This is a genomic window from Nocardioides ginsengisoli (genome assembly GCF_039537225.1).
Classification (GTDB): domain Bacteria; phylum Actinomycetota; class Actinomycetes; order Propionibacteriales; family Nocardioidaceae; genus Nocardioides; species Nocardioides ginsengisoli.
Map to the genome: position 1 here is coordinate 66,932 of NZ_BAABAC010000035.1, position 23,020 is coordinate 89,951.

The following is a 23,020-nucleotide window of genomic DNA, read 5'->3' on the forward strand; positions in this document are numbered from 1 at the left end:
CCACGGCCGTGGGCCCCGGTTCCACGGTCGTCGGCGATGTAGGAGGTCTGGGTCGCGCGCCCTAGACTGAGTGGGTGGAGGTCCCGGACAAGTTCGCAGCCCTTGGTCTCACCTACGACGACGTCCTCCTGCTCCCGGGTCATTCCGACCTGGCGCCGGACGACATCGACACCACCTCGCGGTTGACCCGCGAGATCTCGTTGAAGTCGCCGCTGATCAGCGCCGCGATGGACACCGTGACCGAGTCGCGGATGGCGATCGCGATGGCGCGCCAGGGCGGCATCGGCATCCTGCACCGCAACCTCTCTGCCGAGGAGCAGGCCTACCAGGTCGACCTGGTCAAGCGGACCCAGACCGGCATCATCTCCAACCCGGTCACCATCGGCCCCGACGCGACGCTCGAGGAGCTCGACCGGATCTGCGGCGAGTACCGCGTCTCCGGTCTCCCCGTCGTCGACGCCGACAACCGGCTGCTCGGCATCTGCACCAACCGCGACCTGCGGTTCACCCCCGTCGCCGAGTGGGCCACCACCAAGGTCGACGAGGTGATGACCCCGATGCCGCTGGTCACCGGCGCCGTCGGCATCAGCCGTGACGACGCGACCATGCTGCTGCGCAAGCACAAGCGCGAGCGGCTCCCGCTGGTCGACGCGGACGGTCGCCTCGGCGGACTGATCACGGTCAAGGACTTCGTGAAGTCCGAGCAGTTCCCGCTCGCCTCGAAAGACGCCGACGGCCGGCTCATGGTCGGCGCCGCGATCGGCTACTTCGGCGACGCCTGGGAGCGGGCCACCGGCCTGATCGAGGCGGGCGTCGACGTCCTCGTCGCCGACACCGCCCACGGCCACGTCACGCTGCTGCTCGACATGGTCCGCCGGCTCAAGTCCGACCCGGCCACCAAGCACGTGCAGGTCATCGGCGGCAATGTCGCCACCCGCGAGGGCGCCCAGGCGTTCGTCGACGCCGGCGCCGACGCGGTCAAGGTCGGCTTCGGCCCCGGCTCGATCTGCACCACCCGCGTGGTCACCGGCTGTGGCGTCCCGCAGGTCACCGCCGTCTACGAGGCCTCGCTCGCGGCCAAGCCGGCCGGCGTCCCGGTCATCGCCGACGGCGGACTGCAGCAGTCCGGCGACATCGCCAAGGCCATCGTCGCCGGCGCGGAGTCGGTGATGATCGGCTCGATGCTCGCCGGCTGCGAGGAGTCGCCCGGCGACGTGGTCTTCCACCAGGGCAAGCAGTACAAGGCCTACCGCGGCATGGGCTCGCTCGGCGCGATGTCCTCGCGCGGCAAGAAGTCCTACTCCAAGGACCGCTACTTCCAGGCCGAGGTCACCAGCGACGACAAGATCGTCCCCGAGGGCATCGAGGGCCGGGTCGCCTACAAGGGCCCGCTGTCCGGCGTCGCGCACCAGCTGCTCGGCGGCTTGTCGCAGTCGATGTTCTACGTCGGCGCGCGCACCATCCCCGAGCTGCAGGACAAGGGCCGGTTCATCCGGATCACGTCTGCCTCGCTCAAGGAGAGCCACCCGCACGACATCGAGATGACCGTCGAGGCGCCCAACTACCACCGCTGAGGCATTTCGCTTCGGGTCGCCCCTTCGCCGCCGATCAGATCGGTGAGAGCGCCGACGGATCGGCGGATCACCGACGCCAGCGGTGAGGGGGGACCATGCTGCTGCGACTTGCCTTCGTGCCGCCCGACAGCGCGATCGAGGGACTGCGCGCGCTCGGCAGCCGGCTCGCCGCGGAGCGTCCGGGCGTGCACCCCGTGCCGCCGGGACTGATCGACGTCCCCATCGCCGCGCTCGGCAACGTCATGGACCGCGACGCGAAGAGGCTCGAGGACGCCATGGAGGAGCACCTGCGCCTTCCCGGGGCCCTCCACGTCGAGGACGCCGGCTGCGAGCAGCGCGACAACGGCGACATCGTCCTGCGCCTCGGCGGCGACGTCGCCGGGCTCGCGGAGGCCGCCCGCCGGATCGGCAAGGCCGCCGAACGCGTGCACCTCTACATCGACCGCCGCAACTTCCAGCCCGGCGTGCTCACCGCGACCACCGACGAGAAGCGTGCTTGCTCGCCCCTCGACCGGGTCCTCGCCGACATCGCCGCCGAGGCCGGCGCCTGGACCGGCCTGCGCTGGGCCGTCGACGACGTCGCGCTGATCCGGACCCGCTGGGTCGCGGGCAGCCCGCAGAGCGAGATCGTGGGCTGGGTGCCGCTCGTCGCGGGGTGACCTGGGCCACGCGCGCGCGTTGAGCAGGGCGTGCGCACCCTCCGGATCCCCGTCCTCGGTCGGTCGACCTCGCTGCCGACCTCGCTGCCGACCTCGCTGCCGACGTCCTTCCTGGCCTCCTACCTGGGCTCCTTCCGGGCCTCCCTGCTGGCCCCCGTGGTGGCGACCGCGCTCGCGGTGCTGCTCGCCGCGGGCCTGGTCGGCGTCGCGGCGCCCGCCGCGCGCGCGGACACGATCCTGCCGCCGCTCCCGACCGCGCCCGAGGGCGACATCCCCGGGGTGAACGACTGGACCTGCGCGCCCACCGCCGCGCGGCCCACGCCCGTGGTGCTCGTGCACGGGACCTTCGGCGACCGTCGCCACCTCCTCGAGCGGCTCAGCCGGGCGATCCGGGACGCCGGGTTCTGCGTCTTCTCGCTCGATTACGGCAACCGGGCCACCGACGACGTCATCGCGTCGGCGCACCAGCTCGCGGACTTCGTCGACCGGGTCCGGACGGCGACCGGCGCCGCCAAGGTGTCGCTGGTCGGCCACTCGCAGGGCGGGATGATGCCGCGGTACTACATCAAGTACCTCGGCGGGGCCGCCTACGTCGACGACCTGGTCGGCATCGCACCCTCCAATCACGGCACCAAGCTGATCCCGGCGCTCAACCCGCTCGCGGCGCTCGTGCCGGGAGCGGTCTGCGTGTCGTGCAACCAGCAGGCGTGGGGGTCGGCCTTCCTGCGCGACCTCAACGCCGGGGACGAGACGCCGGGCGACGTCAGCTACACCCAGATCACCAGCCGGTTCGACGAGGTGGTCGTCCCGCACACGTCGGGCTACCTGACGCCGGGGGAGCGGACCACGAACGTGACCATCCAGAGCAAGTGCCCCTGGTCGATCTCGGACCACGTGCTGATCCCGTTGGACAGCGCCACCGTCGGCATCACGCTGGACGCGCTGACCCACGACGGGCCCGCGGACCCGTCGTACCAGCCGCGCTGCTGAGACTCCTCGCCTACCAAGCACTCGCTTGGTAGGGTCGGCCCATGACTGCTCCGAGCCACACCACGCCCGTCATCGACGGCTGGTTCACGACGGGTGAGGAGCCGCGCCTGGTCGCGTCGCGCTGCACCCGCTGCAGCAACGTGGTGTTCCCGCCCGTGTCGTCCGAGGCCGGCGCCGCCGCCTTCTTCTGCCGCAACCCCGCCTGTGACGGCGACGAGTACGACGCCGTCGAGCTCTCCCGCACCGGCACGGTGTGGTCGTACACGGACGCGCAGTACCAGCCGCCGGCGCCGTACCTCGCGCCGACCGACCCGTTCCAGCCGTTCGCGCTGGCCGCGGTCGAGCTGCCCGAGGGCATCGTCGTGCTCGGCCAGGTGGCCGACGGGTACGGCGTCGCGGACCTCCGGGTCGGCGCCGAGGTCGAGCTAGTCGTCGAGACGCTCAACGTCGACGAGACGGGTGAGCGCACCATCTACCGCTGGAAGCCGACGGGGGAGCGCGCATGAGCGTCGTGATCGCGGGTGCGGGCATGCACCCCTGGGGCAAGTGGGGCCGCAACTTCACCGAGTACGGCGTGCACGCCGCCCGCGAGGCCCTCAAGGACGCCGGCATCGCGTGGACCGACGTCGACCTCGTGGTCGGCGGCGAGACCGTGCGCAACGGCTACGCCGGCTATGTCGCGGGCTCCACCTTCGCCCAGGCGCTCGGTTGGAACGGCGCACGGATCGCGACGTCGTACGCGGCCTGTGCGACGGGCGCGCAGGCCATCGACACCGCGCGCACGCGGATCATGGCGGGGCTCAGCGAGGTCGCCCTCGTCGTGGGCGCGGACACCACGCCCAAGGGATTCCTGGCGCCCAATGCGGGTGAGCGCTGGAACGACCCCGACTGGCTGCGGTTCCGGCTGCTCGGCATGACCAACCCGGCGTACTTCGCGCTCTACGCGCGCCGCCGGATGGACCTCTACGGCGCGAGGTCGGAGGACTTCGCGCAGGTGAAGGTGAAGAACGCCAAGCACGGGCTCGCCAACCCGTACGCGCGCTTCCGCAAGGAGTCGAGCGTGGACGAGGTGCTCGCCTCGCCGATGGTCTCGGACCCGCTGCACCTGCTCGACATCTGCGCGACGTCGGACGGCGCCGCGGCGGTGGTGCTGGTGAGCGCGGAGTATGCGAAGAAGCACGGCATCGCCGCGCCGGTGAAGGTGGCCGCGGTCTCGACCGTCACGCCGACCTTCCCGAACACGGTCATCGACATGCCGCTGCTCGCGACGGACTCGTCGGCGGTGGCGGGCGTGCCGGAGCGGACGTTCAAGGAGGCGATCGGCCAGGCGGCGTACGAGGAGGCGGGCATCGACCCGTCGGATGTCGACGTGGCCGAGGTCTACGACCTCTCCACCGCGCTCGAGCTGGACTGGATCGAGGACCTGCAGCTGTGCAAGCGCGGCGAGGCCGAGGCCCTGCTGCGCGCCGGCGACACCGCGATCGGCGGCCGGATCCCGGTCAACCCGTCGGGCGGGCTCGCCTGCTTCGGCGAGGCGGTGCCGGCTCAGGCGATCGCGCAGGTGTGCGAGCTGACCTGGCAGCTGCGTGGCCAGGCGACGGGGCGCCAGGTCGAGGGCGCCAAGGTCGGCATCACGGCCAACCAGGGCCTGTTCGGGCACGGGTCGTCGGTGCTGCTGTCGGTCTGACCCGGTCGCGGCGGGGCGTGCGTCGCACCCGGCATTCCGGTTCCGAATCGGCCGATTCGACGACCGAAGTGCCGGGTGAGATGCAGACCAGCGCCGTAGGAGGTCCGCGACGACGGGCCGGGGGGGGCGATCGGGATCGTGATGATTCAGCGGGCCTCGGACCGCGCTTGTAGGGTGGGTCACGTCATGCGCGGGAGATCCCGACGATGCGCAGATGCGCCGCAGGACGTCGACACTCGAACCTCGAGGATCACTCATGGACTACAAGGTTGCTGACCTGAGCCTGGCCGAGTTCGGCCGCAAGGAGATCGAGCTCGCCGAGCACGAGATGCCCGGCCTGATGGCGATGCGCGAGCGGTACGGCGCGGACCAGCCGCTCAGGGGCGCCCGGATCGCCGGCTCGCTCCACATGACCATCCAGACCGCCGTGCTGATCGAGACGCTCACCGCTCTCGGCGCCGACGTCCGCTGGGCGACCTGCAACATCTTCTCGACCCAGGACCACGCCGCCGCCGCCGTCGTCGTCGGTAAGGACGGCACGCTCGACGCGCCGGCCGGCACCCCCGTCTTCGCCTGGAAGGGCGAGACCCTCGCGGAGTACTGGGACGAGGCCGAGAAGGTCTTCGACTTCACCGACGCCGACGGCAACGCGGTCGGCCCCAACGTCCTCCTCGACGACGGCGGTGACATCACCCTGCTCGTCCACAAGGGCGTCGAGTTCGAGAAGGCCGGCGCCGTGCCGGGTCAGGACTCCACCGACAACGAGGAGTACAAGGAGGTCCTCCGGGTCCTCGCGCGCTCCGTCGCGGCCGACCCGCAGCGCTGGACCCGCATCGCCAACGACATCAAGGGCGTGACCGAGGAGACCACCACCGGTGTCCACCGCCTGTACGAGCGGTTCAAGGAGGGCTCGCTGCTCTTCCCGGCGATCAACGTCAACGACTCGGTCACCAAGTCCAAGTTCGACAACAAGTACGGCTGCCGCCACTCGCTCGTCGACGGCATCAACCGCGCCACCGACGTCATGATCGGCGGCAAGGTCGCGGTCGTCTGCGGCTACGGCGACGTGGGCAAGGGCTCCGCCGAGTCGCTGCGTGGCCAGGGCGCGCGCGTCATCGTCACCGAGATCGACCCGATCTGCGCGCTGCAGGCCGCGATGGACGGCTACGAGGTCAAGCGCCTCGACTCCGTCGTCGACTACGCCGACATCTTCATCACCACGACGGGCAACTTCGACATCATCAAGGTCGAGCACTTCGAGCGGATGAAGAACCAGGCGATCGTCGGCAACATCGGCCACTTCGACAACGAGATCGACATGGCCGGCCTCGCCAAGATCCCGGGCATCGTCAAGGACGAGATCAAGCCGCAGGTCCACCAGTGGATCTTCCCCGACGGCAAGAAGGTGATCGTCCTCTCCGAGGGTCGCCTCCTCAACCTCGGCAACGCGACCGGCCACCCGTCGTTCGTGATGTCCAACTCGTTCACCAACCAGGTCCTGGCGCAGATCGAGGTCTTCACCAAGACCGACCAGTACCCCGTCGGCGTCTACGTGCTGCCCAAGCACCTCGACGAGGAGGTCGCCCGCCTCCACCTCGACGCCCTCGGCGTCGAGCTGACCGAGCTCTCCAAGGAGCAGGCGGAGTACATCGGCGTCGACGTCGCCGGCCCCTACAAGCCGGAGCACTACCGCTACTGATCCCATCGGATCAGCCGACGAGGTCCCGCCCCCACCACGGGGGCGGGACCTCGTCCCGTTTCGTCTCCGATCGCCGGACGCTGGGTTCGGGACCGCAGCTCGTGGCCGGCAAGGTGGGGTCGACGGACGTCGTGGTCGGGGACCTCCACCGCACGCTTGGCTTCCTCCGCGACCCGCTTCAGGGAGGCCTCTCCTAGGATTGGAGGCATGAGTCCTGCTGGCAGCGCGTCGTACCCGACCAAGGGTCGCGTCCTCGTCGTCGACGACGACGCCCCGCTGGCGGAGATGCTCAGCATCGTGCTGGGCCAGGAGGGCTTCGAGAGCCGGGTCTGCCCGCGGGGCGATCTCGCGCTGGCGGCGTTCCGCGACTACAAGCCCGACCTGGTCCTGCTCGACCTGATGCTGCCCGGCAAGGACGGCATCGACGTCTGCAAGGAGATCCGAGCCGAGTCCGGCGTCCCGATCGTGATGCTCACCGCCAAGGGCGACACGGTCGACGTGGTCGTCGGGCTCGAGTCGGGCGCCGACGACTATGTCGTCAAGCCGTTCAAGCCGAAGGAGCTGGTCGCCCGGATCCGCGCGCGCGTACGTCGTACCGACGCGGCGCCGCAGGAGACGCTGAGCATCCGCGACCTCTCCATCGACGTCGCCGGCCACGCCGTGACCCGCGGCGGCCAGGAGATCTCGCTGACCCCGCTCGAGTTCGACCTGCTGCTCTGCCTGGCCCGCAAGCCGGGGCAGGTCTTCACCCGCCAGGTCCTCCTCGAGGACGTCTGGGGCTATCAGCACGCCGCGGACACGCGGCTCGTCAACGTCCACGTGCAGCGGCTGCGCTCGAAGGTCGAGCACGACCCCGAGCACCCCGAAATCGTGCTGACGGTGCGCGGTGTCGGTTACAAGGCCGGCTCCTTCTAGTGGCCATCTCCGGACGCCCTCCGTGTGTCCCGCACGCCGGGCACACACGGTGCTGCGTTGGCGTCGCTCGGGAGACAACCCGGTATGCCGTCGCTCCGCCGCCTTGCCCCGTACGCACCCGGCGCACGGGCCACCCCCGAAGGGCGCCCGGAGATGGCCACTAGGCCGGCGCTCCGCCGGCTCTGGAACTGGCTCGCGCCGCGGCTGCGGCGGGGGCTCACCTTCTGGCGCCGCTCGATCCAGGCGCGGGTCGTCGCGAGCACCGTCGTCCTGTCCGCGGTCGTCGTCAGCGGCGTCGGCTGGATCCTGCTGCAGCAGACGCGCGACGGCCTGGTCCGGCACCGGGTCGAGGTGGTCCAGGGCGAGGTCGACGCCGAGGTCGCCGACGCTCAGGACCGGCTCGCCGCCGCGTCCGGCACCGAGGTCAACGTCGGGCGCCAGCAGCGCGACCTGGTCGACCCGATCATCGAGCGGGGCGACAGCCGCGGCTACTCCGTGGTGCTCGCCGGGCCCGAGGGCCAGGACCCGCCGCTGCGCAACGGTGGCGGGGAGTACAGCAGCGGCCTCGACCTGGTGAGCGTCCCCGAGAGCCTCGAGGCGCACTTCGACGGGGTCAACCGCGCGACGGCCTGGACCTACACCCAGATCGTGCGCCGCAACGCCGACGGCATCCACCGTGAGCCGGGCGTCATCGTCGGCTCCCAGGTGCAGCTGCCGGCCGACGGCAAGACCTACACGCTCTACTTCCTGTTCCCGCTCACCGAGGAGAAGGACACCCTCGCCCTGGTCACCCGGGCGCTGCTCACCGCCGCCGGGCTGCTGCTCGCCCTCGTCGCCGGCCTCACCTGGCTGGTGACGCGCCAGGTGGTGACGCCGATCCGGATGGCGCGCCAGGTCGCCGAGCGGCTCGCGGCCGGCCGGCTGCAGGAGCGGCTCCAGGTCAGCGGCGAGGACGACCTCGCCCGGCTGGCGTACTCGTTCAACCAGATGGCCACCAACCTGCAGCGCCAGATCCGCCAGCTCGAGGAGCTGAGCTGGGTGCAGCGCCGCTTCGTCTCCGACGTCTCCCACGAGCTGCGGACGCCGCTGACGACGGTCCGGATGGCCTCCGACGTGCTGCACGACGCGCGCGAGGACTTCGACCCCGCCACCGCCCGCTCCGCCGAGCTGATGCAGGCCGAGCTCGACCGCTTCGAGAACCTGCTCGTCGACCTGCTCGAGATCAGCCGGTTCGACGCGGGCGCGGCGGTGCTGTCGACCGAGAACGTCCACCTCGGTGACGTCGTACGACGGGTGGTCGAGGCCGCGCAGCCGCTCGCCGACCAGCGCGGCGTGCGGGTCGTCGTCCAGGAGCCGGCGGTTCCGGTCCGTGCCGACGTCGACGTACGCCGGGTCGAGCGGATCGTGCGCAACCTGGTCACCAACGCGATCGACCACGCGCTGGCAGACGACCCGACCGAGGCGGTGCTGGTGCGGCTCGCGTCCGACGACGAGGCGGCCGCGATCACCGTCCGCGACCACGGGGTCGGGCTCGCGCCGGGCGAGGCGTCGATGGTGTTCAACCGCTTCTGGCGCTCCGACCCGGCCCGTACGCGCACCAGCGGCGGCACCGGCCTGGGCCTCGCGATCGCACAGGAGGACGCCCACCTCCACGGCGGCTGGCTGCAGGCGTGGGGACGCACCGGGCAGGGCGCGCAGTTCCGGCTGACCGTGCCGCGCCACGCCGGCGGGACGCTGCGGCACAGTCCGCTGCCGCTGATCCCCGAGGACGCCGTGTCGAGCGACGCCGCGATCGTGGTCGGCCCGAGTGGCGTCGTACCGGCGCTGGAGGAGGGCCCATGACCCGCCGCTCGTACGCCGCCGGGGCGCTCCTCGTGCTCGCGCTGGCCCTGTCCGCCTGCGTCTCACTGCCGACCAGCGGCCCGGTCGTCGAGAGCTCGACGAGCAACCGGGCCGACGCCCGCCGGGCCAGCGACATCGACGCGCGATCTCCCGCGAAGGGCGCCACGCGCAGCGAGATCGTCACCGGCTTCCTCGACGCGATGACGGCCTGGCCGATCCAGACCAGCGTGGCGAAGGAGTACCTCACCGAGGAGGCCGCCGCGGGCTGGAACCCGGAGCAGGAGACGATCATCTACAGCGACTCGCTGCCCGTGCACGAGAGCGCCGGATCGGTGTCGGTGCAGCTCACCGCGGCCGACCGGCTCGACCAGGTCGGCGCGTGGCGCGGGGCGATCGGCGACGAGGCGCTGACGCTGAGCTTCCGGCTGACGGTCGACCACGGGGAGTACCGGATCGCCGACCCGCCCGACGCGCTCGTCGTACCGGCCTCGTGGTTCCGGCAGCGCTACCGCCAGGTCTCGCTCTACTACTTCGACCCGCTCGCGAAGATCCTGGTGCCCGAGCCGGTGTTCGTGCCCGAGGGCGACCAGCTCGCGTCCAGCCTGGTGTCGGCGCTGCTCGCGGGGCCGCCGCCGCTCGCGCGCGGCGTGGTCCGCTCGTTCCTGCCGCCGGGGCTGAGCGTCGGGCTCTCGGTGCCGGTCGACGACCAGGGCGTCGCGCACGTCTCGCTCGTCGGCGAGGGGTCGAAGGTGACCTCCGAGCAGGCCGAGCTGATGCTCGCCCAGCTGGCCTGGACGATGCGTCAGGACCCGACGATCGAGGCGCTGCGCGTCACCGTCGACGGCACCGACCTGCCCCTTCCCGGCGGCGCGTCGAAGTACTCCGTGCAGTCGGCCGCCAGCTTCGACCCGGCCGGCCCCGGCTCCGGACGCCAGCTGATCGGGCTGAGCCGTGGACGCCTGTTCACCGGCACGCTCGGCGACCTCAGCCCCGCCTCCGGCGCCTTCGGCGACGTCGACGCCGGACTCGACACGGTCGCCGTGCGGCCGGACCTCGAGCTGGCCGCCGCCGTCGACGACAACGGGCACCGGGTGCGGATCGCGCCGGTACGCGAGGTGAGCGACCAGCCGGTGCCGCGGACCCTGCTGAGCGGCGGCGACTACGTCCGCCCCACCTGGGACAACGCGGGGCGGCTGTGGATCCTCGAGCGGCGCCCGGGCGGCGCGGCGGTCTGGCTCGACGACCACAACGGGCTGCGTCAGCTCGACGTCCCCGGCATCACCGGCTCGCGGGCGCACGCCCTCCTGGTCAGCCGTGACGGGACACGCCTGCTCGCCGTCGTCCGGGGTGCGGGCGGCGACGAGGTGGTCGGGGTGCGCGTCCTGATCGGCGGCCGCGGGCAGGTGCTGCAGACCCGCCCGCCGGTCGTGATCCGCCCACCCGAGGGCAGCCGGATCTCCGACATCGCCTGGACCGGACCGACCCGCATCGGCCTGCTCACCCCGACCGCGCCCGGCAGCCTGTACGAGGTCGACGTGGCATCCGCCGACGGAGCGACGGTGGGCGTCGACGTGGCGTCGACGATCGTCAGCGGCAAGGTGCTCGACCTCGCCGGGTCGCCGGTCGCGGACGCGCCGATGCTCGCGGTCTACGCCGACCGCTACTTCGACCTGGCCCGCCAGGCGTCCTACGACCCGGGGTCGATGGTGCTCAGCCAGCTCGACTACACCGGCTGACGGCCGGTTTCGACCAGTTCGTCTCCACAGGGCGGGTTCTCCACAGCCGGCCGTCCACAGGCGCCGGGAGCCGCTTCGCCCACGGCCGCGCCACTGGTGTGCTGGAGCCGTGGCAGCTCTCACCCTCCGCGACGGCTACGTCGACCTCCTCCTCGGGTCGGCGTGCGTCGGCTGCGCGCGACCGGGGCGCGCGCTCTGCCCGGCGTGCTGGTCGGAGCTGCCCGCCGAGGCCTCGCCGCACGGGCCGTCGCCGCCGCCGGCGGGGCTGGCGCCGACCCTCGCGGTGGGCGACTACGACGGCACCCTGCGGGGGCTGGTGCTGGCCCACAAGGAGCATCGGGCGACGGCCCTGACCCGGCCGCTCGGGCGGCTGCTGGCCCGGTCGGTGGTGGCGGCGCTCGACCACGGCCTCGGCATGGGTGTGGGTGCGGCGGCGGGCGGGGCGGCGAGGGATGGGGCGGTGCTGCTCGTGCCGGTCCCGTCGCGCCCGGCGGCGGTGCGCCAGCGCGGTCACGACCCGACGCTCGCGATGGTGCGGGTCGCGGCGCGGGTGCTGCGCCGCGAGGGCCGGCCGGTCCATGCGGTGCGGCTGGTGCGGGCGCGGCGGGGCGTGGCGGTGGTCGACCAGGCGGGGCTCGACGCGGCGGCCCGGGCGCGCAACCAGACGTGGACGATGCACGCTCCGGCGGACGCCGTACGGCGGGCGGGGGAGCGGTGGCCACGGGCGCACGTGATCGTCTGCGACGACGTACTCACGACGGGGGCGACACTGCGCGAGGCCCAGCGCGCACTGGAGGCCGTCGGCGTGTCGGTGCTCGCCGGCGCCACCGTGGCCGCGACCCGGCGCAAGGTCCCGCGTCCGAACTTCGGGTGAAGGGTTTCGTCGTCACCACCGACGGACTAACGTCTGGTCATGGAGTCCGCCCGGGTCCGTGGTTGCGTCGCCCAGGCCGGGCGCGAGCCCAGTCAGGTGCGGCAAGCCGATGCCAGTCGCAGGCGAAACGGCCCACGTAAGCCGGCCCTCGGGTCGGTGAGCACGGTGCGGCTTAGTCGTAAGTCCTGCCTCGGACCGGACGTCAGATACGTCCGACTCCGGGAGAAGGTCAGTAGTGGCAAAGAGCTGCGGGAGCCTCAGCAGGCGAGTGTGGGGGCGAAGACCAGGTCGGCCGGGCGGACTCCCTCTCATCGGCCGTACGCGGCCGCCATCGACGTCCTGCCATGGGCAGGAGAACCCATCACACCGAATCCCCTTGGAGGTATCTGATGGACGTTGTGGTCACTGGACGGCACTGCGAGATCTCGGACCGGTTCCGGGCTCACGCTGCCGAGAAGCTCACCAAGCTGGAGAAGCACGATCACCGGATCATCCGGGTTCATGTGGAGGTCGAACCCGAATCCAACCCGCGCCAGCACGACCATTCCGTTCATGTGGAGCTCACCGCGTATTCGAAGGGACCGGTGATCCGCGCCGAGGCCGCGGCCGAGGACAAGATGGGGGCGCTCGACCTGGCCCTCGACAAGATGGCGGCGCAGATGCGCAAGGCCGCCGACCGCCGGCGGGTGCACCGCGGACGGCGTACGCCGGTCTCGGTCGGCCAGGCCCTCTCCGCGGTCGACCCCAACGGCGAAGCGGACGAGAGGGACTCCGAGGGCGCCATCGAGCGCCAGGTCGGACCGATCACGGTCACCGGCGACGGCCCGCTCGTGGTCCGCGAGAAGACCCACCCGGCCGCCCCGATGACCCTCGACCAGGCCCTCTACGAGATGGAGCTCGTGGGCCACGACTTCTACCTGTTCGTCGACAAGGAGAGCGAGCGCCCGGCCGTCGTCTACCGCCGCCGGGGCTACGACTACGGCGTCATCTCGCTCGACGTGGGAGAGCGCCAGGACTGATACGGAGCGGCCTAGACCGGATCGATGCGGGCAAGTCGTGTCATGATGCCGCTGTGGCGAGTGGGATTCCACCGGCAGCGGCGGGGATGGGACACCCTGTGAGCGAACCGGTACGCGTAGTGGTGGTCGACGACCAGGAGCTGTTTCGTCGAGGCCTGACCATGCTGTTGGGCATCGAGGACGGCATCGAGGTCGTGGGCGAGGCGAGCAACGGCGCCGACGGCGTCACGCTCGTCGTCAGCAGCGTGCCGGACGTCGTCCTGCTCGACGTACGGATGCCCAAGCAGTCGGGTATCGAGGCGTGCGTCGCGATCAAGGAGGCGGTCCCGATGACGAAGATCATCATGCTGACCGTCTCCGACGACGAGGCCGATCTCTACGAAGCAGTCAAGAGCGGTGCCTCGGGCTACCTCCTCAAGGACTCCTCCATCGAGGAGGTGGCCCAGGGCATCCGCGTGGTCGCCGACGGACAGTCGCTGATCAGCCCGTCGATGGCCGCCAAGCTCATCGACGAGTTCAAGACGATGGCGAAGCCGGAGCGCTCGGCAGGTCCCGCGCTCAAGCTCACCGAGCGCGAGCTCGAGGTGCTCCGGCTCGTCGCCCGCGGTCTCAGCAACCGTGACGTGGCGGCCAACCTCGCGATCAGCGAGAACACCGTGAAGAACCACGTCCGCAACATCTTGGAGAAGCTCCAGCTGCACTCCCGGATGGAGGCGGTCATGTACGCCGTCCGCGCCAAGCTCGTCGAGCTGGACTAGCTCGGATGGCGCGAGCGCGTCGCTCGTTCCTCGCGCCGCGCTGCCGCGCACGCGGTCGAGGTGGGCGCAGTGCGAGCCCGCCGGGCGACCCGCGGGTCGGCACGCGCAACGGTGCCTCCCTGCGCCTCCGGTCGCTCCTTCGTCGCTCGCTGCGGCTCCGGGCCGGCATCGTCGCGCGTCGGCCGACGAGACTCGCTCGTTCCTCGCGCCGCGCTGCCGCGCACGCGGTCGAGGTCTACTGAGTGCGAGGCCGCCGGGCGGCCCGCGGGTCGGCACGCGCAACGGTGCCTCCCTGCGCCTCCGGTCGCTCCTTCGTCGCTCGCTGCGGCTCCGGGCCGGCATCGTCGCGCGTCGGCCGACGAGGTCTGCTCGTTCCTCGCGCACTAGCCCTGTCGCGAGCGCGCACGCGCGGTCGAGCCCGGCTGTCGGCGGTGGCTTCTAGGGTGAGCCCGTGCCCACCACGCAGTCGCTGTCCCTCGCGCAGGCCCGCCGGATCGCGCTGGCGGCGCAGGGATTCCTCGACCCGCCGCACGCCGTACCCACGCTGCGGACGTTCGACCGCGCCCTGACCCGCACCGGGGTGCTGCAGGTCGACAGCGTCAACGTCCTACAGCGGGCGCACTACATGCCGCTGTATGCACGGATGGGCGCCTATGACGTCGACCTGCTGCGGCGGGCGGGGTCGGGTCGGCGCGAGCGGCGGGTGGTGGAGTACTGGGCGCACGTCCAGGCCTACATGCCGGTCGAGCTGTGGCCGGCGATGCGGCACCGGATGGACGACTACCGGGCGCGGCGCGGCAAGTGGTTCACGGTCGAGGAGGGCGACGACCTCGAGAAGGCGCTGCTGGCCGAGATCGCCGAGCGCGGGGCGAGCACGGCGCGCGAGCTCGACGACGGGCTGCCGCGCAAGAAGGAGCACTGGGGCTGGAACTGGTCGCGCACCCGCCGGATGCTCGACTACCTCTACATGACCGGCGAGCTGGCGATCGCCGACCGCAACTCCCAGTTCGAGATCCGGTACGACGTCCCCGAGCGCGTGTTGCCCGCCTCGGTCCTCGACGCCCCGCCGATGACGGCCGCCGACGCCCACGTCGAGCTGATCCGCCGCGCCGCCCGCTCCCACGGCGTCGGCACCGCGCAGGACCTCGCCGACTACTACCGGCTCCGGATCGGCGAGGCGAAGCCGGCGATCGACGCGCTGGTCGCGGCGGGTGAGTTCGAGCCGGTCCAGGTGCAGGGCTGGCGCCGTCCGGCCTACCTCCACCCGCAGGCGCGGCTGCCGCGCCGGGTCGGGGCGCGCACGGTGCTCAGCCCGTTCGACCCGGTGGTGTGGGAGCGGGCGCGGGCCGAGGCGCTGTTCGACTTCCACTACCGGATCGAGATCTACGTCCCGGCCGACCAGCGGGTGCACGGCTACTACGTCCTGCCGTTCCTGCTCGGCGACCGGATCGTCGCCCGGGTCGACCTGAAGGCCGACCGGGCGACGTCTCGGCTGCTGGTGCAGTCGGCGTGGTCCGAGGGGCACGCTCCCGCCGAGACCGCGGGCGAGCTGGCGCTCGAGCTCGACCGGCTCGCCGGCTGGCTCGGGCTCGGCGAGGTGATCGTCGCGCCGCGTGGCGACCTGGCGCCGGCGCTCGCCGCCGAGGTGGGTGGGCTCGCCGCCTAAGCCTGTCTCACCCGGCAGATCGGTCGCGATTCGCGCGGATGAGCAGCACAGATGTGCCGGGTGAGACCAGGAGACTCCGCCGTAGAGCCGCTCCTGCACGTCGGCGTACTTCGCGTGCACGACCCGGCGCTTCAGCTTCAGCGTCGGCGTGAGCTCCTCCGACTCCGCGCCACTCGACCGGCAGCAGCTCCCACGCCTTGACTGTTCAAGAATGACAGTAGAACTGTCACACCAGCACTCTCCCTCTCGATGTGCCCTACGTCGACCCTCAGGTCAATCCCCGCGTTGCGCCGGTGAAATGACAGCGGTACTGTGACAGTCATGAGTGCAGTCTCGGAGGGGGAGCCTCGTCACGCCGAAGGTCTGCGGACGATCGACGAGCTCGCCGCCGCGGCCGGGCTGACGGTGCGGACCACGCGCTACTACGCCAGTCTCGGGCTGCTCCCGCCGCCGGCCCGGCGCGGCCGGATGGCCTGGTACGACGACACCCACCTCGCCCGGCTGGAGATGATCCGCGCGCTGCAGGAGCACGGCTTCACGCTGCAGGCCATCGAGCGCTACCTCGCCTCGCTGCCCGCCGACGCCGGCGTCGAGGACCTCGCCGTCCAGCGCGCGATGCTGACCTCCTGGACGGTGGGGGAGCCCGAGCGGCTCACCCGCAAGCAGCTCGACCAGCACGCCGGGCGCAAGCTGTCCGACGACGACGTCGCGCTGATCGAGGAGTTCGGCCTGCTCCGGCGGGTGACCGACGACCGCGGCGGCGTCCGGTTCACGTCGGTGCACGGCTTCGACGTCGCCGTCGAGCTGCTCGAGGTCGACATCCCGATCGCGGGCATGCGCGCGGCCGGCGAGGCCATCGAGCGACACATGACCGCGCTCGCCGAGGAGCTGACCGCCGTCCTGCACGACGACGTGGTCGGCCCGTGGCGCCGCCAGCGCAGCCACTCCCGCGAGGACGCCGAGCAGCTCGAGGCCACGATCAGCACGCTGCGCCGGCTCACGCTCGACGCGATCGTGCGCGGCTTCCAGCGTTCCGCCAACAACGTCATCACCCGCTCGCTCGACCGGCGCTGAGGCGGTCGGGGTGCGCTCAGGCTAGGGTCACCCGCGTGACTCAACGCACTCTCGTCCTCCTCAAGCCCGACGCCGTCCGCCGCGGCCTGGTCGGCACGGTGCTGGGCCGGTTCGAGGCCAAGGGCCTGAGCATCGTCGCCATGGAGCACCGCCACATCGACGCGAGCATGGCCGACGCCCACTACGCCGAGCACGTCGAGCGCGACTTCTACCCGCCGCTGCGCACCTTCGTGACCAGCGGTCCGCTCGTCGCGCTGGTGCTCGAGGGTGACGAGGCGATCGAGGTCGTCCGCGCGCTCAACGGCGCCACCGACGGCCGCAAGGCCGCGCCGGGCACCATCCGCGGCGACCTCTCGCTGTCCAACCGCGAGAACCTCGTCCACGGCTCCGACTCGCCCGAGTCGGCCGAGCGCGAGATCGCGCTCTGGTTCCCCAAGCTCTGACCCGCGACTGAGCCGGAGCGCGCCGTGCTCGTCGTCAACCGCTTCCGCGCGGGGGCGGACCCCGCGGGGCTCCAGGCCGACCTCGAACGCGTCCACGCGCTGCTCGCCGAGCAGCGCGGGTACGTCGACGGGTGGCTCGGCCGCAATGTCGACGACCCCGACCTGTGGGTGCTCACCACCCGCTGGGAGCACGTCGGGGCCTACCGGCGCGCGCTGTCGTCGTACGACCTCAAGCTGCACGGCGTGCCCGTGCTGAGCCGCGCCATCGACGAGCCGGGCGCCTACGAGGTGGTCGAGCCCGGCGGAGTGCTGAACGTCGCGGACGCTCGCGTAACCTAGGGCTTTGCTTCGCGCACCCGCGCGCCGTCGTCCAACTTGCCGCCCGGCAGCCAGCCGGGCTCGTCCCATAAGGATTCCCTGTGGCCAAGCCGCCCCCGTCCACCGTCGACCAGGTCGTCTCCCTCGCGAAGCGGCGAGGCTTCGTCTACCCCTGTGGCGAGATCTACGGAGGCACCCGCTCCGCATGGGACTACGGCCCGCTCGGCGTCGAGCTCAAGGAGAACATCAAGCGTCAGTGGTGGCGCTCGATGGTCCAGAGCCGCGACGACGTCGTCGGCCTCGACTCCAGCGTGATCCTGCCGCGGCAGACCTGGGAGGCGTCGGGCCACGTCGCGACGTTCACCGACCCGCTCACCGAGTGCCAGTCGTGCCACAAGCGGTTCCGCGCCGACCACCTGCAGGAGGCGTACGCGGAGAAGAAGGGTCTCGACGACCCCGACGCCGTCCCGATGTCCGACATCGCCTGCCCCAACTGCGGCACGCGGGGCGCCTGGACCGAGCCGCGTCAGTTCTCCGGCCTGCTCAAGACCTACCTGGGCGTCATCGAGGACGAGTCCGGCCTGCACTACCTGCGCCCCGAGACCGCGCAGGGCATCTTCCTCAACTTCGCCAACGTGGTGACCTCGCAGCGGATGAAGCCCCCGTTCGGCATCGCGCAGATCGGCAAGAGCTTCCGCAACGAGATCACGCCGGGCAACTTCATCTTCCGCACCCGCGAGTTCGAGCAGATGGAGATGGAGTTCTTCGTCAAGCCGGGTGAGGACGAGGACTGGCACCAGTACTGGATCGACACCCGCACCGCCTGGTACACCGACCTCGGCATCAACCCCGACAACCTGCGCCACTACGAGCACGCGAAGGAGAAGCTGTCGCACTACTCGAAGCGCACCGTCGACATCGAGTACCGCTTCAACTTCGCCGGCTCCGAGTGGGGTGAGCTCGAGGGCATCGCCAACCGCACCGACTTCGACCTGTCGACGCACTCCCAGCACTCCGGCACCGACCTGTCGTACTTCGACCAGGCCAACAACGAGCGCTACGTGCCCTACGTCATCGAGCCGGCCGCGGGCCTCTCGCGCAGCCTGATGACCTTCCTCGTCGACGGCTACCACGAGGACGAGGCGCCGAACACCAAGGGCGGCGTCGACAAGCGCGTCGTGCTCCGCCTCGACCCGCGCCTGGCGCCGGTCAAGGTCGCCGTGCTCCCGCTCTCGCGCAACGCCGACCTGTCGCCGAAGGCCAAGGACGTCGCCACCGAGCTGCGCCGCGCCTGGAACGTCGACTTCGACGACTCCGGCGCGATCGGCCGCCGCTACCGCCGCCAGGACGAGATCGGTACGCCGTTCTGCGTCACGGTCGACTTCGACACCCTCGAGGACCACGCGGTCACCGTCCGCGAGCGGGACACCATGTCCCAGGAGCGGGTGGCCCTCGACAAGCTCACCTCCTACTTCGCCGAGCGGCTCGTCGGATGCTGAGCGTCCGGTCCCTCGCCGTCCCGGTGGCCACCCTCGTGGCGGCCGCCGGGCTGTCGGCGTGCGGATCGGACGACAAGCCGGCGGCCGCGCCGAGTGCCGGCGCCTCCGCCTCGGCGGCGCCGTCGTCGTACCTGCCGGTGCCCGACGGCGTCACCCTCACCGAGCCGGGCACGCAGCTCGCGCTCGGTGAGCAGGGGGTGGTCGCCTACCAGGCCGACCAGAACGGGCTGCCGCTGGTGGTCCGGCTGAGCGTCGAGCGGATCGAGCGGACGTCCTTCCAGCAGTCGTTCGGCGGCTGGAATATCGACGCGACGACGGCCGCGCGGACGCCGTACTTCGTGCGGGTCAAGGCCACCAACCTCGGCATCCGCGGCGTCGGGCGCCACCAGCTCGCCACCGCGCTGTGGGGCAACGACGGCAGCACGCTCGAGGCGCCCAACTTCTACACCAAGGCGCAGCTGCCCTCCTGCGACGGCGACGCGCTGCCCGACACGCTCGCCCAAGGCCAGAGCGCGGAGGTGTGCCAGGTCTACTTCATGGCACCCGACCACGCGCTCGAGTCGGTGCTCTTCCAGCCGCCGGGCGGGCTGAAGCCGGTCGCCTGGGCCGGACCGGTGAGCAAGGTGAGCCCTGGCAAGCCCGGCAAGACCGGGAAGGCCGGCAAGGCCGGCAAGCCCGGCAAGAAGGGCAAGGCGTCGTGAACCTCCGACTCGGGTCCCTCGAGGTTCCCACTCCGGTGGTGCTGGCGCCGATGGCGGGCATCACCAACGCCGCCTACCGCCGGCTCTGCGCCGAGTACGGCGCCGGGCTCTACGTCTGCGAGATGATCACCAGCCGCGGGCTGGTCGAGGGCGACGAGACGACGAAGCGCATGCTCGTCTTCGACGAGCTCGAGAAGATCCGCTCGGTGCAGCTCTACGGCACCGACCCGAAGTACGTCGGCGAGGCCACCAAGATCCTCTGCGAGGACTACGGCGTAGCCCACGTCGACCTCAACTTCGGCTGCCCGGTGCCCAAGGTCACCCGCAAGGGCGGGGGTGGCGCGCTGCCGTGGAAGCGGAACCTGCTCGGGCGGATCCTCGAGGAGGCGGTGGCCGCCGCGGCGCCGTACGACGTGCCGGTGACGATGAAGACCCGCAAGGGACTCGACGACGACCACCTCACCTACCTCGACGCCGGCCGGATCGCCGAGGAGACCGGCGTCGCCGCGATCGCGCTGCACGGCCGCACCGTCGCGCAGGCCTACTCCGGCTTCGCCGACTGGGACGCGATCGCCGAGCTGGTCGACCACGTCACCATCCCGGTGCTCGGCAACGGCGACATCTGGGAGGCCGACGACGCGATCAAGATGGTCGAGCAGACCGGGGTCGCGGGCGTCGTCGTCGGGCGCGGCTGCCTGGGCCGCCCCTGGCTGTTCCGCGACCTCGCCGCCGCCTTCGACCCCGAGAACGGCGGTCTCGGCCGCGGCGTCGTCGCGCGCTACGAGACCCAGCTGCCCCGCCTCGGCGAGGTGACGGTGATGATGCGACGGCACGCCGAGCTGCTCAGCGAGCACATGGGGGAGGAGCGGGGCTGCAAGGAGTTCCGCAAGCACGTCACCTGGTATCTCAAGGGCTTCCGCGCCGGCGGCGAGCTGCGTCGTTCGTTGGGCCTGGTCGACTCGCTGGCGAGCCTCGACCGGCTGATCGAGAAGCTCGACCCCGACGAGCCGTTCCCGCGCTCCGAGCTGGGCGCGCCCCGCGGCCGGCAGGGCGCCCCGCGCGGCAAGGTGGTGCTCCCGGAGGGCTGGCTCGACGACACCGACGGCCTCTGCGAAGGCGGCGCCAGCCTGCTCGAGGACGTCGACGAGACCACCGGCGGGTGAGCGGGCTCACCTGCGGAGCAGTCTCACCAATTGGTTGAAGTCTTGATCGCTGTGCTCTACTCCCTGGATGCTTCGGCGCAGGTCGAAGCTCTCTCGGGATGAATCTGTAAGCGACAGCAAAGGAATCAGCGCGTGGCCACCAGCCACAAGCGGGAAACCGCGCGACGTACGCCCCGAGTCGCCCTCCTGGCCGGCTCACTCGCCGCTCTGGCGACCACCGCAGTGGTCTCGACCGGCGTCCTCACGTCCTCCGACCCGGCCGCCGACCTGGCCGCCATCGACCGCACTCCTGCCGTCTCCGGCGGCTCCAGCGGCTCGATCGGCGACAAGGCGCCCCGCGAGATCCCCGTGATCTCCCGCAGCGCCAACCGGTCCGCCGACGCCGTAGCCACCCAGCTCGACCGCCTGATGGCCGACGACAACGTCGCCCGCGCCGTCAAGAACGCCGACACGCAACGCTGGATCACCTCCGCCCTCAACCTGTGGACCCGCCCCGACAAGGCGGCCAAGCAGGTCGGCGAGCTCGCCGCGGGCGACAAGGTCCTGCTCACCGGCCGCCGCTACGCCGGCCGCGCCGAGATCGTCGTCAAGGGCGCCTCCCGCTGGGTCAGCGACGGCTACTTCACGTCCGAGAAGCCCGCCGTCCTCGGCGGCGCCTGCACCAACGGCACCACCGTGCCCTCGGGCGTGGCCGAGGGCATCAAGAAGATCCACGAGGCCGTCTGCGCCGCCTTCCCCGAGGTCACCACCTACGGCACCTTCCGCGGCGCCTCGATCTCCGGCGACCACGAGACCGGCCACGCCGTCGACATCATGACGTCGGGCGCCCGGGGCTGGCAGATCGCGGAGTTCGTGCGCAAGAACTACGCCGCCTTCGGGGTCTCCTACATCATCTTCTCGCAGAAGATCTGGTCGGTGGAGCGCTCCAGCGAGGGCTGGCGGGGCATGCCGAACCGTGGCTCGACCACGGCCAACCACTACGACCACGTGCACGTGTCGGTCTACTGACGCCGTTCGGGCCACTCCGGTCCGTTGACGGTCAGTGGGGGTCGACTGTCGTGCAGGCAGACGCGGAAGCGGGGGCGGTCGTCGACGGGGACGATCTCGATGCTGTCCACGGCTTCGATCCTGTCAGTCCACGCCCGCCACGTCGCGCCGATAGGGTCGCCGGCATGGACCCCGTCGAGCAGCGGTACGACGCGCACGCGCGCGAGCGGATCGTGCCCGAGCCGCCGAAGCGGGTCGAGGCGCCGGAACGGCTGCCGTTCGAGCGCGACCGGGCGCGGGTGGTGCACGCGGCGTCCTTCCGGCGGCTGGCGGCGAAGACGCAGGTGGTGGGGCCGCAGAGCGACGACTTCGTCCGCAACCGGCTCACCCACAGCCTCGAGGTCGCCCAGATCGCGCGCGACCTGTCGCGGGCGCTCGGCACCCATCCCGACATCACCGAGACGGCGGCGCTCGCGCACGACCTCGGCCACCCGCCGTTCGGCCACAACGGCGAGCGGGCGCTGCACGCGCTCGCGGGCGACATCGGCGGGTTCGAGGGCAACGCCCAGACCCTGCGGCTGCTGACCCGGCTCGAGGCGAAGACGCCCGACGCGGGCCTCAACCTCACCCGCGCGACCCTCGACGCGTGCACCAAGTACCCGTGGGGCGCGGATGAGGCCGACGGCCCCAAGTTCGGTGTCTACGACGACGACCGGCCCGCGTTCGCCTGGCTGCGCGCCGGCGCGCCCACGGCCCGGCGCTGCGTCGAGGCCCAGGTGATGGACCTCGCCGACGACGTCGCCTACTCCGTCCACGACGTCGAGGACGGCACGGTCGCCGGCAAGGTCGACCTGACCAGGCTCGAGCCGGCGGCGGTGTGGGAGACGGTCCGGGCGTGGTACCTCCCCGACGCCACCGACGCCGAGCTCGACGACGTCCTCGACCGGCTCCGGGCGGTCGGCAGCTGGCCCCGGGCGCCGTACGACGGCCGCCGCGGCAGCCTCGCCGCCCTCAAGAACCTCACCAGCGACCTGATCGGCCGCTTCTGCGGCGCGGTCCAGCAGGCGACCTTCGCCGGCTCCGAGGGGCCCTTCGTCCGCTACGCCGCCGACCTGGTGATCCCCGCCGACACGTGGGCCGAGATCACCGTCCTCAAGGGGATCGCCGCCCACTACGTCATGCAGGACGCGAGCCGGGTGGCGCTGCTCGGACGCCAGCGCGAGCTGATCGCCGAGCTCGTCGGCGTGCTGCTCGACCGGGGGAGCGACGCGCTCGACGAGACCTTCGCCGCCGACTGGCGGGCCGCCGCCGACGACGCCGGGCGCACCCGGGTCGTCATCGACCAGGTCGCCTCGCTCACCGACGCCAGTGCTGTGGCCTGGCACACCCGCCTGTGCCGCTGACCCGAAAACGACG

Annotated in this window: 21 protein-coding genes; all 21 read left to right on the plus strand. The window is 71.6% G+C overall.

The genetic code is table 11. The features are described 5' to 3' along the window. Positions 1 to 74 precede the first annotated feature (74 nt). The 21 genes from guaB to AB4880_RS18310 all read left to right on the plus strand — a co-directional run bounded on the left by guaB (position 75) and on the right by AB4880_RS18310 (position 23,007). Entirely contained in the window at positions 75 to 1,574 is a 1,500-nt protein-coding gene (gene guaB / locus AB4880_RS18210; RefSeq protein WP_367920647.1) for an IMP dehydrogenase, read from the plus strand. A gap of 95 nt (positions 1,575 to 1,669) precedes the next feature. Then, entirely contained in the window at positions 1,670 to 2,233 is a 564-nt protein-coding gene (locus AB4880_RS18215) for a 2'-5' RNA ligase family protein (RefSeq protein ID WP_367920648.1), read from the plus strand. A 30-nt stretch (positions 2,234 to 2,263) separates the two neighbouring features. Further along, positions 2,264 to 3,223 (plus strand): esterase/lipase family protein, encoded by a 960-nt coding sequence (locus tag AB4880_RS18220; RefSeq protein WP_367920649.1) that lies wholly within the window; start codon positions 2,264 to 2,266, stop codon positions 3,221 to 3,223. Positions 3,224 to 3,264: 41 nt separating this feature from the next. After that, positions 3,265 to 3,729, plus strand: coding sequence for a Zn-ribbon domain-containing OB-fold protein (locus AB4880_RS18225; protein WP_367920650.1), 465 nt, complete (start codon positions 3,265 to 3,267; stop codon positions 3,727 to 3,729). Next, positions 3,726 to 4,910, plus strand: a complete 1,185-nt coding sequence (locus AB4880_RS18230; RefSeq protein WP_367920651.1) for a lipid-transfer protein — start codon at positions 3,726 to 3,728, stop codon at positions 4,908 to 4,910. Before AB4880_RS18225 ends, AB4880_RS18230 begins: the two co-directional genes overlap by 4 nt. A 256-nt stretch (positions 4,911 to 5,166) precedes the next feature. After that, positions 5,167 to 6,609: an adenosylhomocysteinase gene (gene ahcY / locus AB4880_RS18235; RefSeq protein WP_367920652.1), complete on the plus strand. Its 1,443-nt coding sequence runs from the start codon at positions 5,167 to 5,169 to the stop codon at positions 6,607 to 6,609. A gap of 207 nt (positions 6,610 to 6,816) precedes the next feature. Next, on the plus strand, positions 6,817 to 7,524 hold the full coding sequence (mtrA, locus tag AB4880_RS18240) for an MtrAB system response regulator MtrA (RefSeq protein ID WP_367920653.1): 708 nt from the start codon (positions 6,817 to 6,819) through the stop codon (positions 7,522 to 7,524). A 153-nt stretch (positions 7,525 to 7,677) separates the two neighbouring features. Next, a complete protein-coding gene (gene mtrB / locus AB4880_RS18245; protein ID WP_367920654.1) occupies positions 7,678 to 9,366 on the plus strand; it encodes an MtrAB system histidine kinase MtrB in 1,689 nt (562 codons plus the stop codon). Continuing rightward, positions 9,363 to 11,102, plus strand: a complete 1,740-nt coding sequence (locus tag AB4880_RS18250) for an LpqB family beta-propeller domain-containing protein (RefSeq protein WP_367920655.1) — start codon at positions 9,363 to 9,365, stop codon at positions 11,100 to 11,102. The genes mtrB and AB4880_RS18250 overlap by 4 nt, the downstream gene beginning before the upstream one ends. Before the next feature lie 109 nt (positions 11,103 to 11,211). Continuing rightward, on the plus strand, positions 11,212 to 11,976 hold the full coding sequence (locus AB4880_RS18255; RefSeq protein ID WP_367920656.1) for a ComF family protein: 765 nt from the start codon (positions 11,212 to 11,214) through the stop codon (positions 11,974 to 11,976). Between the two features lie 389 nt (positions 11,977 to 12,365). Then, a complete protein-coding gene (gene hpf, locus AB4880_RS18260; RefSeq protein WP_367920657.1) occupies positions 12,366 to 12,995 on the plus strand; it encodes a ribosome hibernation-promoting factor, HPF/YfiA family in 630 nt (209 codons plus the stop codon). Positions 12,996 to 13,081: 86 nt separating this feature from the next. Continuing rightward, the gene (locus AB4880_RS18265) at positions 13,082 to 13,753 is read left to right on the plus strand and encodes a response regulator (RefSeq protein ID WP_367920658.1); all 672 of its coding nucleotides are present in this window, start codon (positions 13,082 to 13,084) and stop codon (positions 13,751 to 13,753) included. Between the two features lie 451 nt (positions 13,754 to 14,204). After that, positions 14,205 to 15,419 carry a winged helix-turn-helix domain-containing protein gene (locus AB4880_RS18270; RefSeq protein ID WP_367920659.1) on the plus strand — a complete coding sequence of 405 codons (1,215 nt, stop codon included), beginning with the start codon at positions 14,205 to 14,207 and terminating at the stop codon, positions 15,417 to 15,419. Positions 15,420 to 15,740: 321 nt separating this feature from the next. Further along, complete coding sequence (locus AB4880_RS18275; protein WP_367920660.1) at positions 15,741 to 16,493, plus strand: MerR family transcriptional regulator; 753 nt, start codon at positions 15,741 to 15,743, stop codon at positions 16,491 to 16,493. Between the two features lie 35 nt (positions 16,494 to 16,528). Continuing rightward, the gene (gene ndk, locus AB4880_RS18280; RefSeq protein ID WP_367920661.1) at positions 16,529 to 16,936 is read left to right on the plus strand and encodes a nucleoside-diphosphate kinase; all 408 of its coding nucleotides are present in this window, start codon (positions 16,529 to 16,531) and stop codon (positions 16,934 to 16,936) included. A 24-nt stretch (positions 16,937 to 16,960) separates the two neighbouring features. Then, the gene (locus AB4880_RS18285) at positions 16,961 to 17,275 is read left to right on the plus strand and encodes an antibiotic biosynthesis monooxygenase family protein (protein WP_367920662.1); all 315 of its coding nucleotides are present in this window, start codon (positions 16,961 to 16,963) and stop codon (positions 17,273 to 17,275) included. 80 nt (positions 17,276 to 17,355) lie between these two features. Beyond that, positions 17,356 to 18,753, plus strand: coding sequence for a glycine--tRNA ligase (locus AB4880_RS18290; RefSeq protein WP_367920663.1), 1,398 nt, complete (start codon positions 17,356 to 17,358; stop codon positions 18,751 to 18,753). After that, positions 18,747 to 19,454 (plus strand): hypothetical protein, encoded by a 708-nt coding sequence (locus tag AB4880_RS18295; protein WP_367920664.1) that lies wholly within the window; start codon positions 18,747 to 18,749, stop codon positions 19,452 to 19,454. The genes AB4880_RS18290 and AB4880_RS18295 overlap by 7 nt, the downstream gene beginning before the upstream one ends. Next, positions 19,451 to 20,617 carry a tRNA dihydrouridine synthase DusB gene (gene dusB / locus AB4880_RS18300; protein ID WP_367920665.1) on the plus strand — a complete coding sequence of 389 codons (1,167 nt, stop codon included), beginning with the start codon at positions 19,451 to 19,453 and terminating at the stop codon, positions 20,615 to 20,617. Before AB4880_RS18295 ends, dusB begins: the two co-directional genes overlap by 4 nt. 132 nt (positions 20,618 to 20,749) lie before the next feature. Beyond that, positions 20,750 to 21,625 (plus strand): VldE C-terminal domain-containing protein, encoded by an 876-nt coding sequence (locus AB4880_RS18305; protein WP_367920666.1) that lies wholly within the window; start codon positions 20,750 to 20,752, stop codon positions 21,623 to 21,625. A 164-nt stretch (positions 21,626 to 21,789) separates the two neighbouring features. Continuing rightward, a complete protein-coding gene (locus AB4880_RS18310) occupies positions 21,790 to 23,007 on the plus strand; it encodes a deoxyguanosinetriphosphate triphosphohydrolase (RefSeq protein ID WP_367920667.1) in 1,218 nt (405 codons plus the stop codon). The last annotated feature ends 13 nt before the right edge of the window (positions 23,008 to 23,020 follow it).

Bases quoted from the DNA above. Each gene is read 5' to 3' on its own strand.
- AB4880_RS18215 (WP_367920648.1), top strand. From the start codon at position 1,670: ATGCTGCTGCGACTTGCCTTCGTGCCGCCCGACAGCGCGATCGAGGGA.
- AB4880_RS18225 (WP_367920650.1), top strand. From the start codon at position 3,265: ATGACTGCTCCGAGCCACACCACGCCCGTCATCGACGGCTGGTTCACG.
- AB4880_RS18230 (WP_367920651.1), top strand. From the start codon at position 3,726: ATGAGCGTCGTGATCGCGGGTGCGGGCATGCACCCCTGGGGCAAGTGG.
- ahcY (WP_367920652.1), top strand. From the start codon at position 5,167: ATGGACTACAAGGTTGCTGACCTGAGCCTGGCCGAGTTCGGCCGCAAG.
- mtrA (WP_367920653.1), top strand. From the start codon at position 6,817: ATGAGTCCTGCTGGCAGCGCGTCGTACCCGACCAAGGGTCGCGTCCTC.
- mtrB (WP_367920654.1), top strand. From the start codon at position 7,678: ATGGCCACTAGGCCGGCGCTCCGCCGGCTCTGGAACTGGCTCGCGCCG.
- AB4880_RS18250 (WP_367920655.1), top strand. From the start codon at position 9,363: ATGACCCGCCGCTCGTACGCCGCCGGGGCGCTCCTCGTGCTCGCGCTG.
- hpf (WP_367920657.1), top strand. From the start codon at position 12,366: ATGGACGTTGTGGTCACTGGACGGCACTGCGAGATCTCGGACCGGTTC.
- AB4880_RS18265 (WP_367920658.1), top strand. From the start codon at position 13,082: ATGGGACACCCTGTGAGCGAACCGGTACGCGTAGTGGTGGTCGACGAC.
- AB4880_RS18275 (WP_367920660.1), top strand. From the start codon at position 15,741: ATGAGTGCAGTCTCGGAGGGGGAGCCTCGTCACGCCGAAGGTCTGCGG.
- AB4880_RS18295 (WP_367920664.1), top strand. From the start codon at position 18,747: ATGCTGAGCGTCCGGTCCCTCGCCGTCCCGGTGGCCACCCTCGTGGCG.
- AB4880_RS18310 (WP_367920667.1), top strand. From the start codon at position 21,790: ATGGACCCCGTCGAGCAGCGGTACGACGCGCACGCGCGCGAGCGGATC.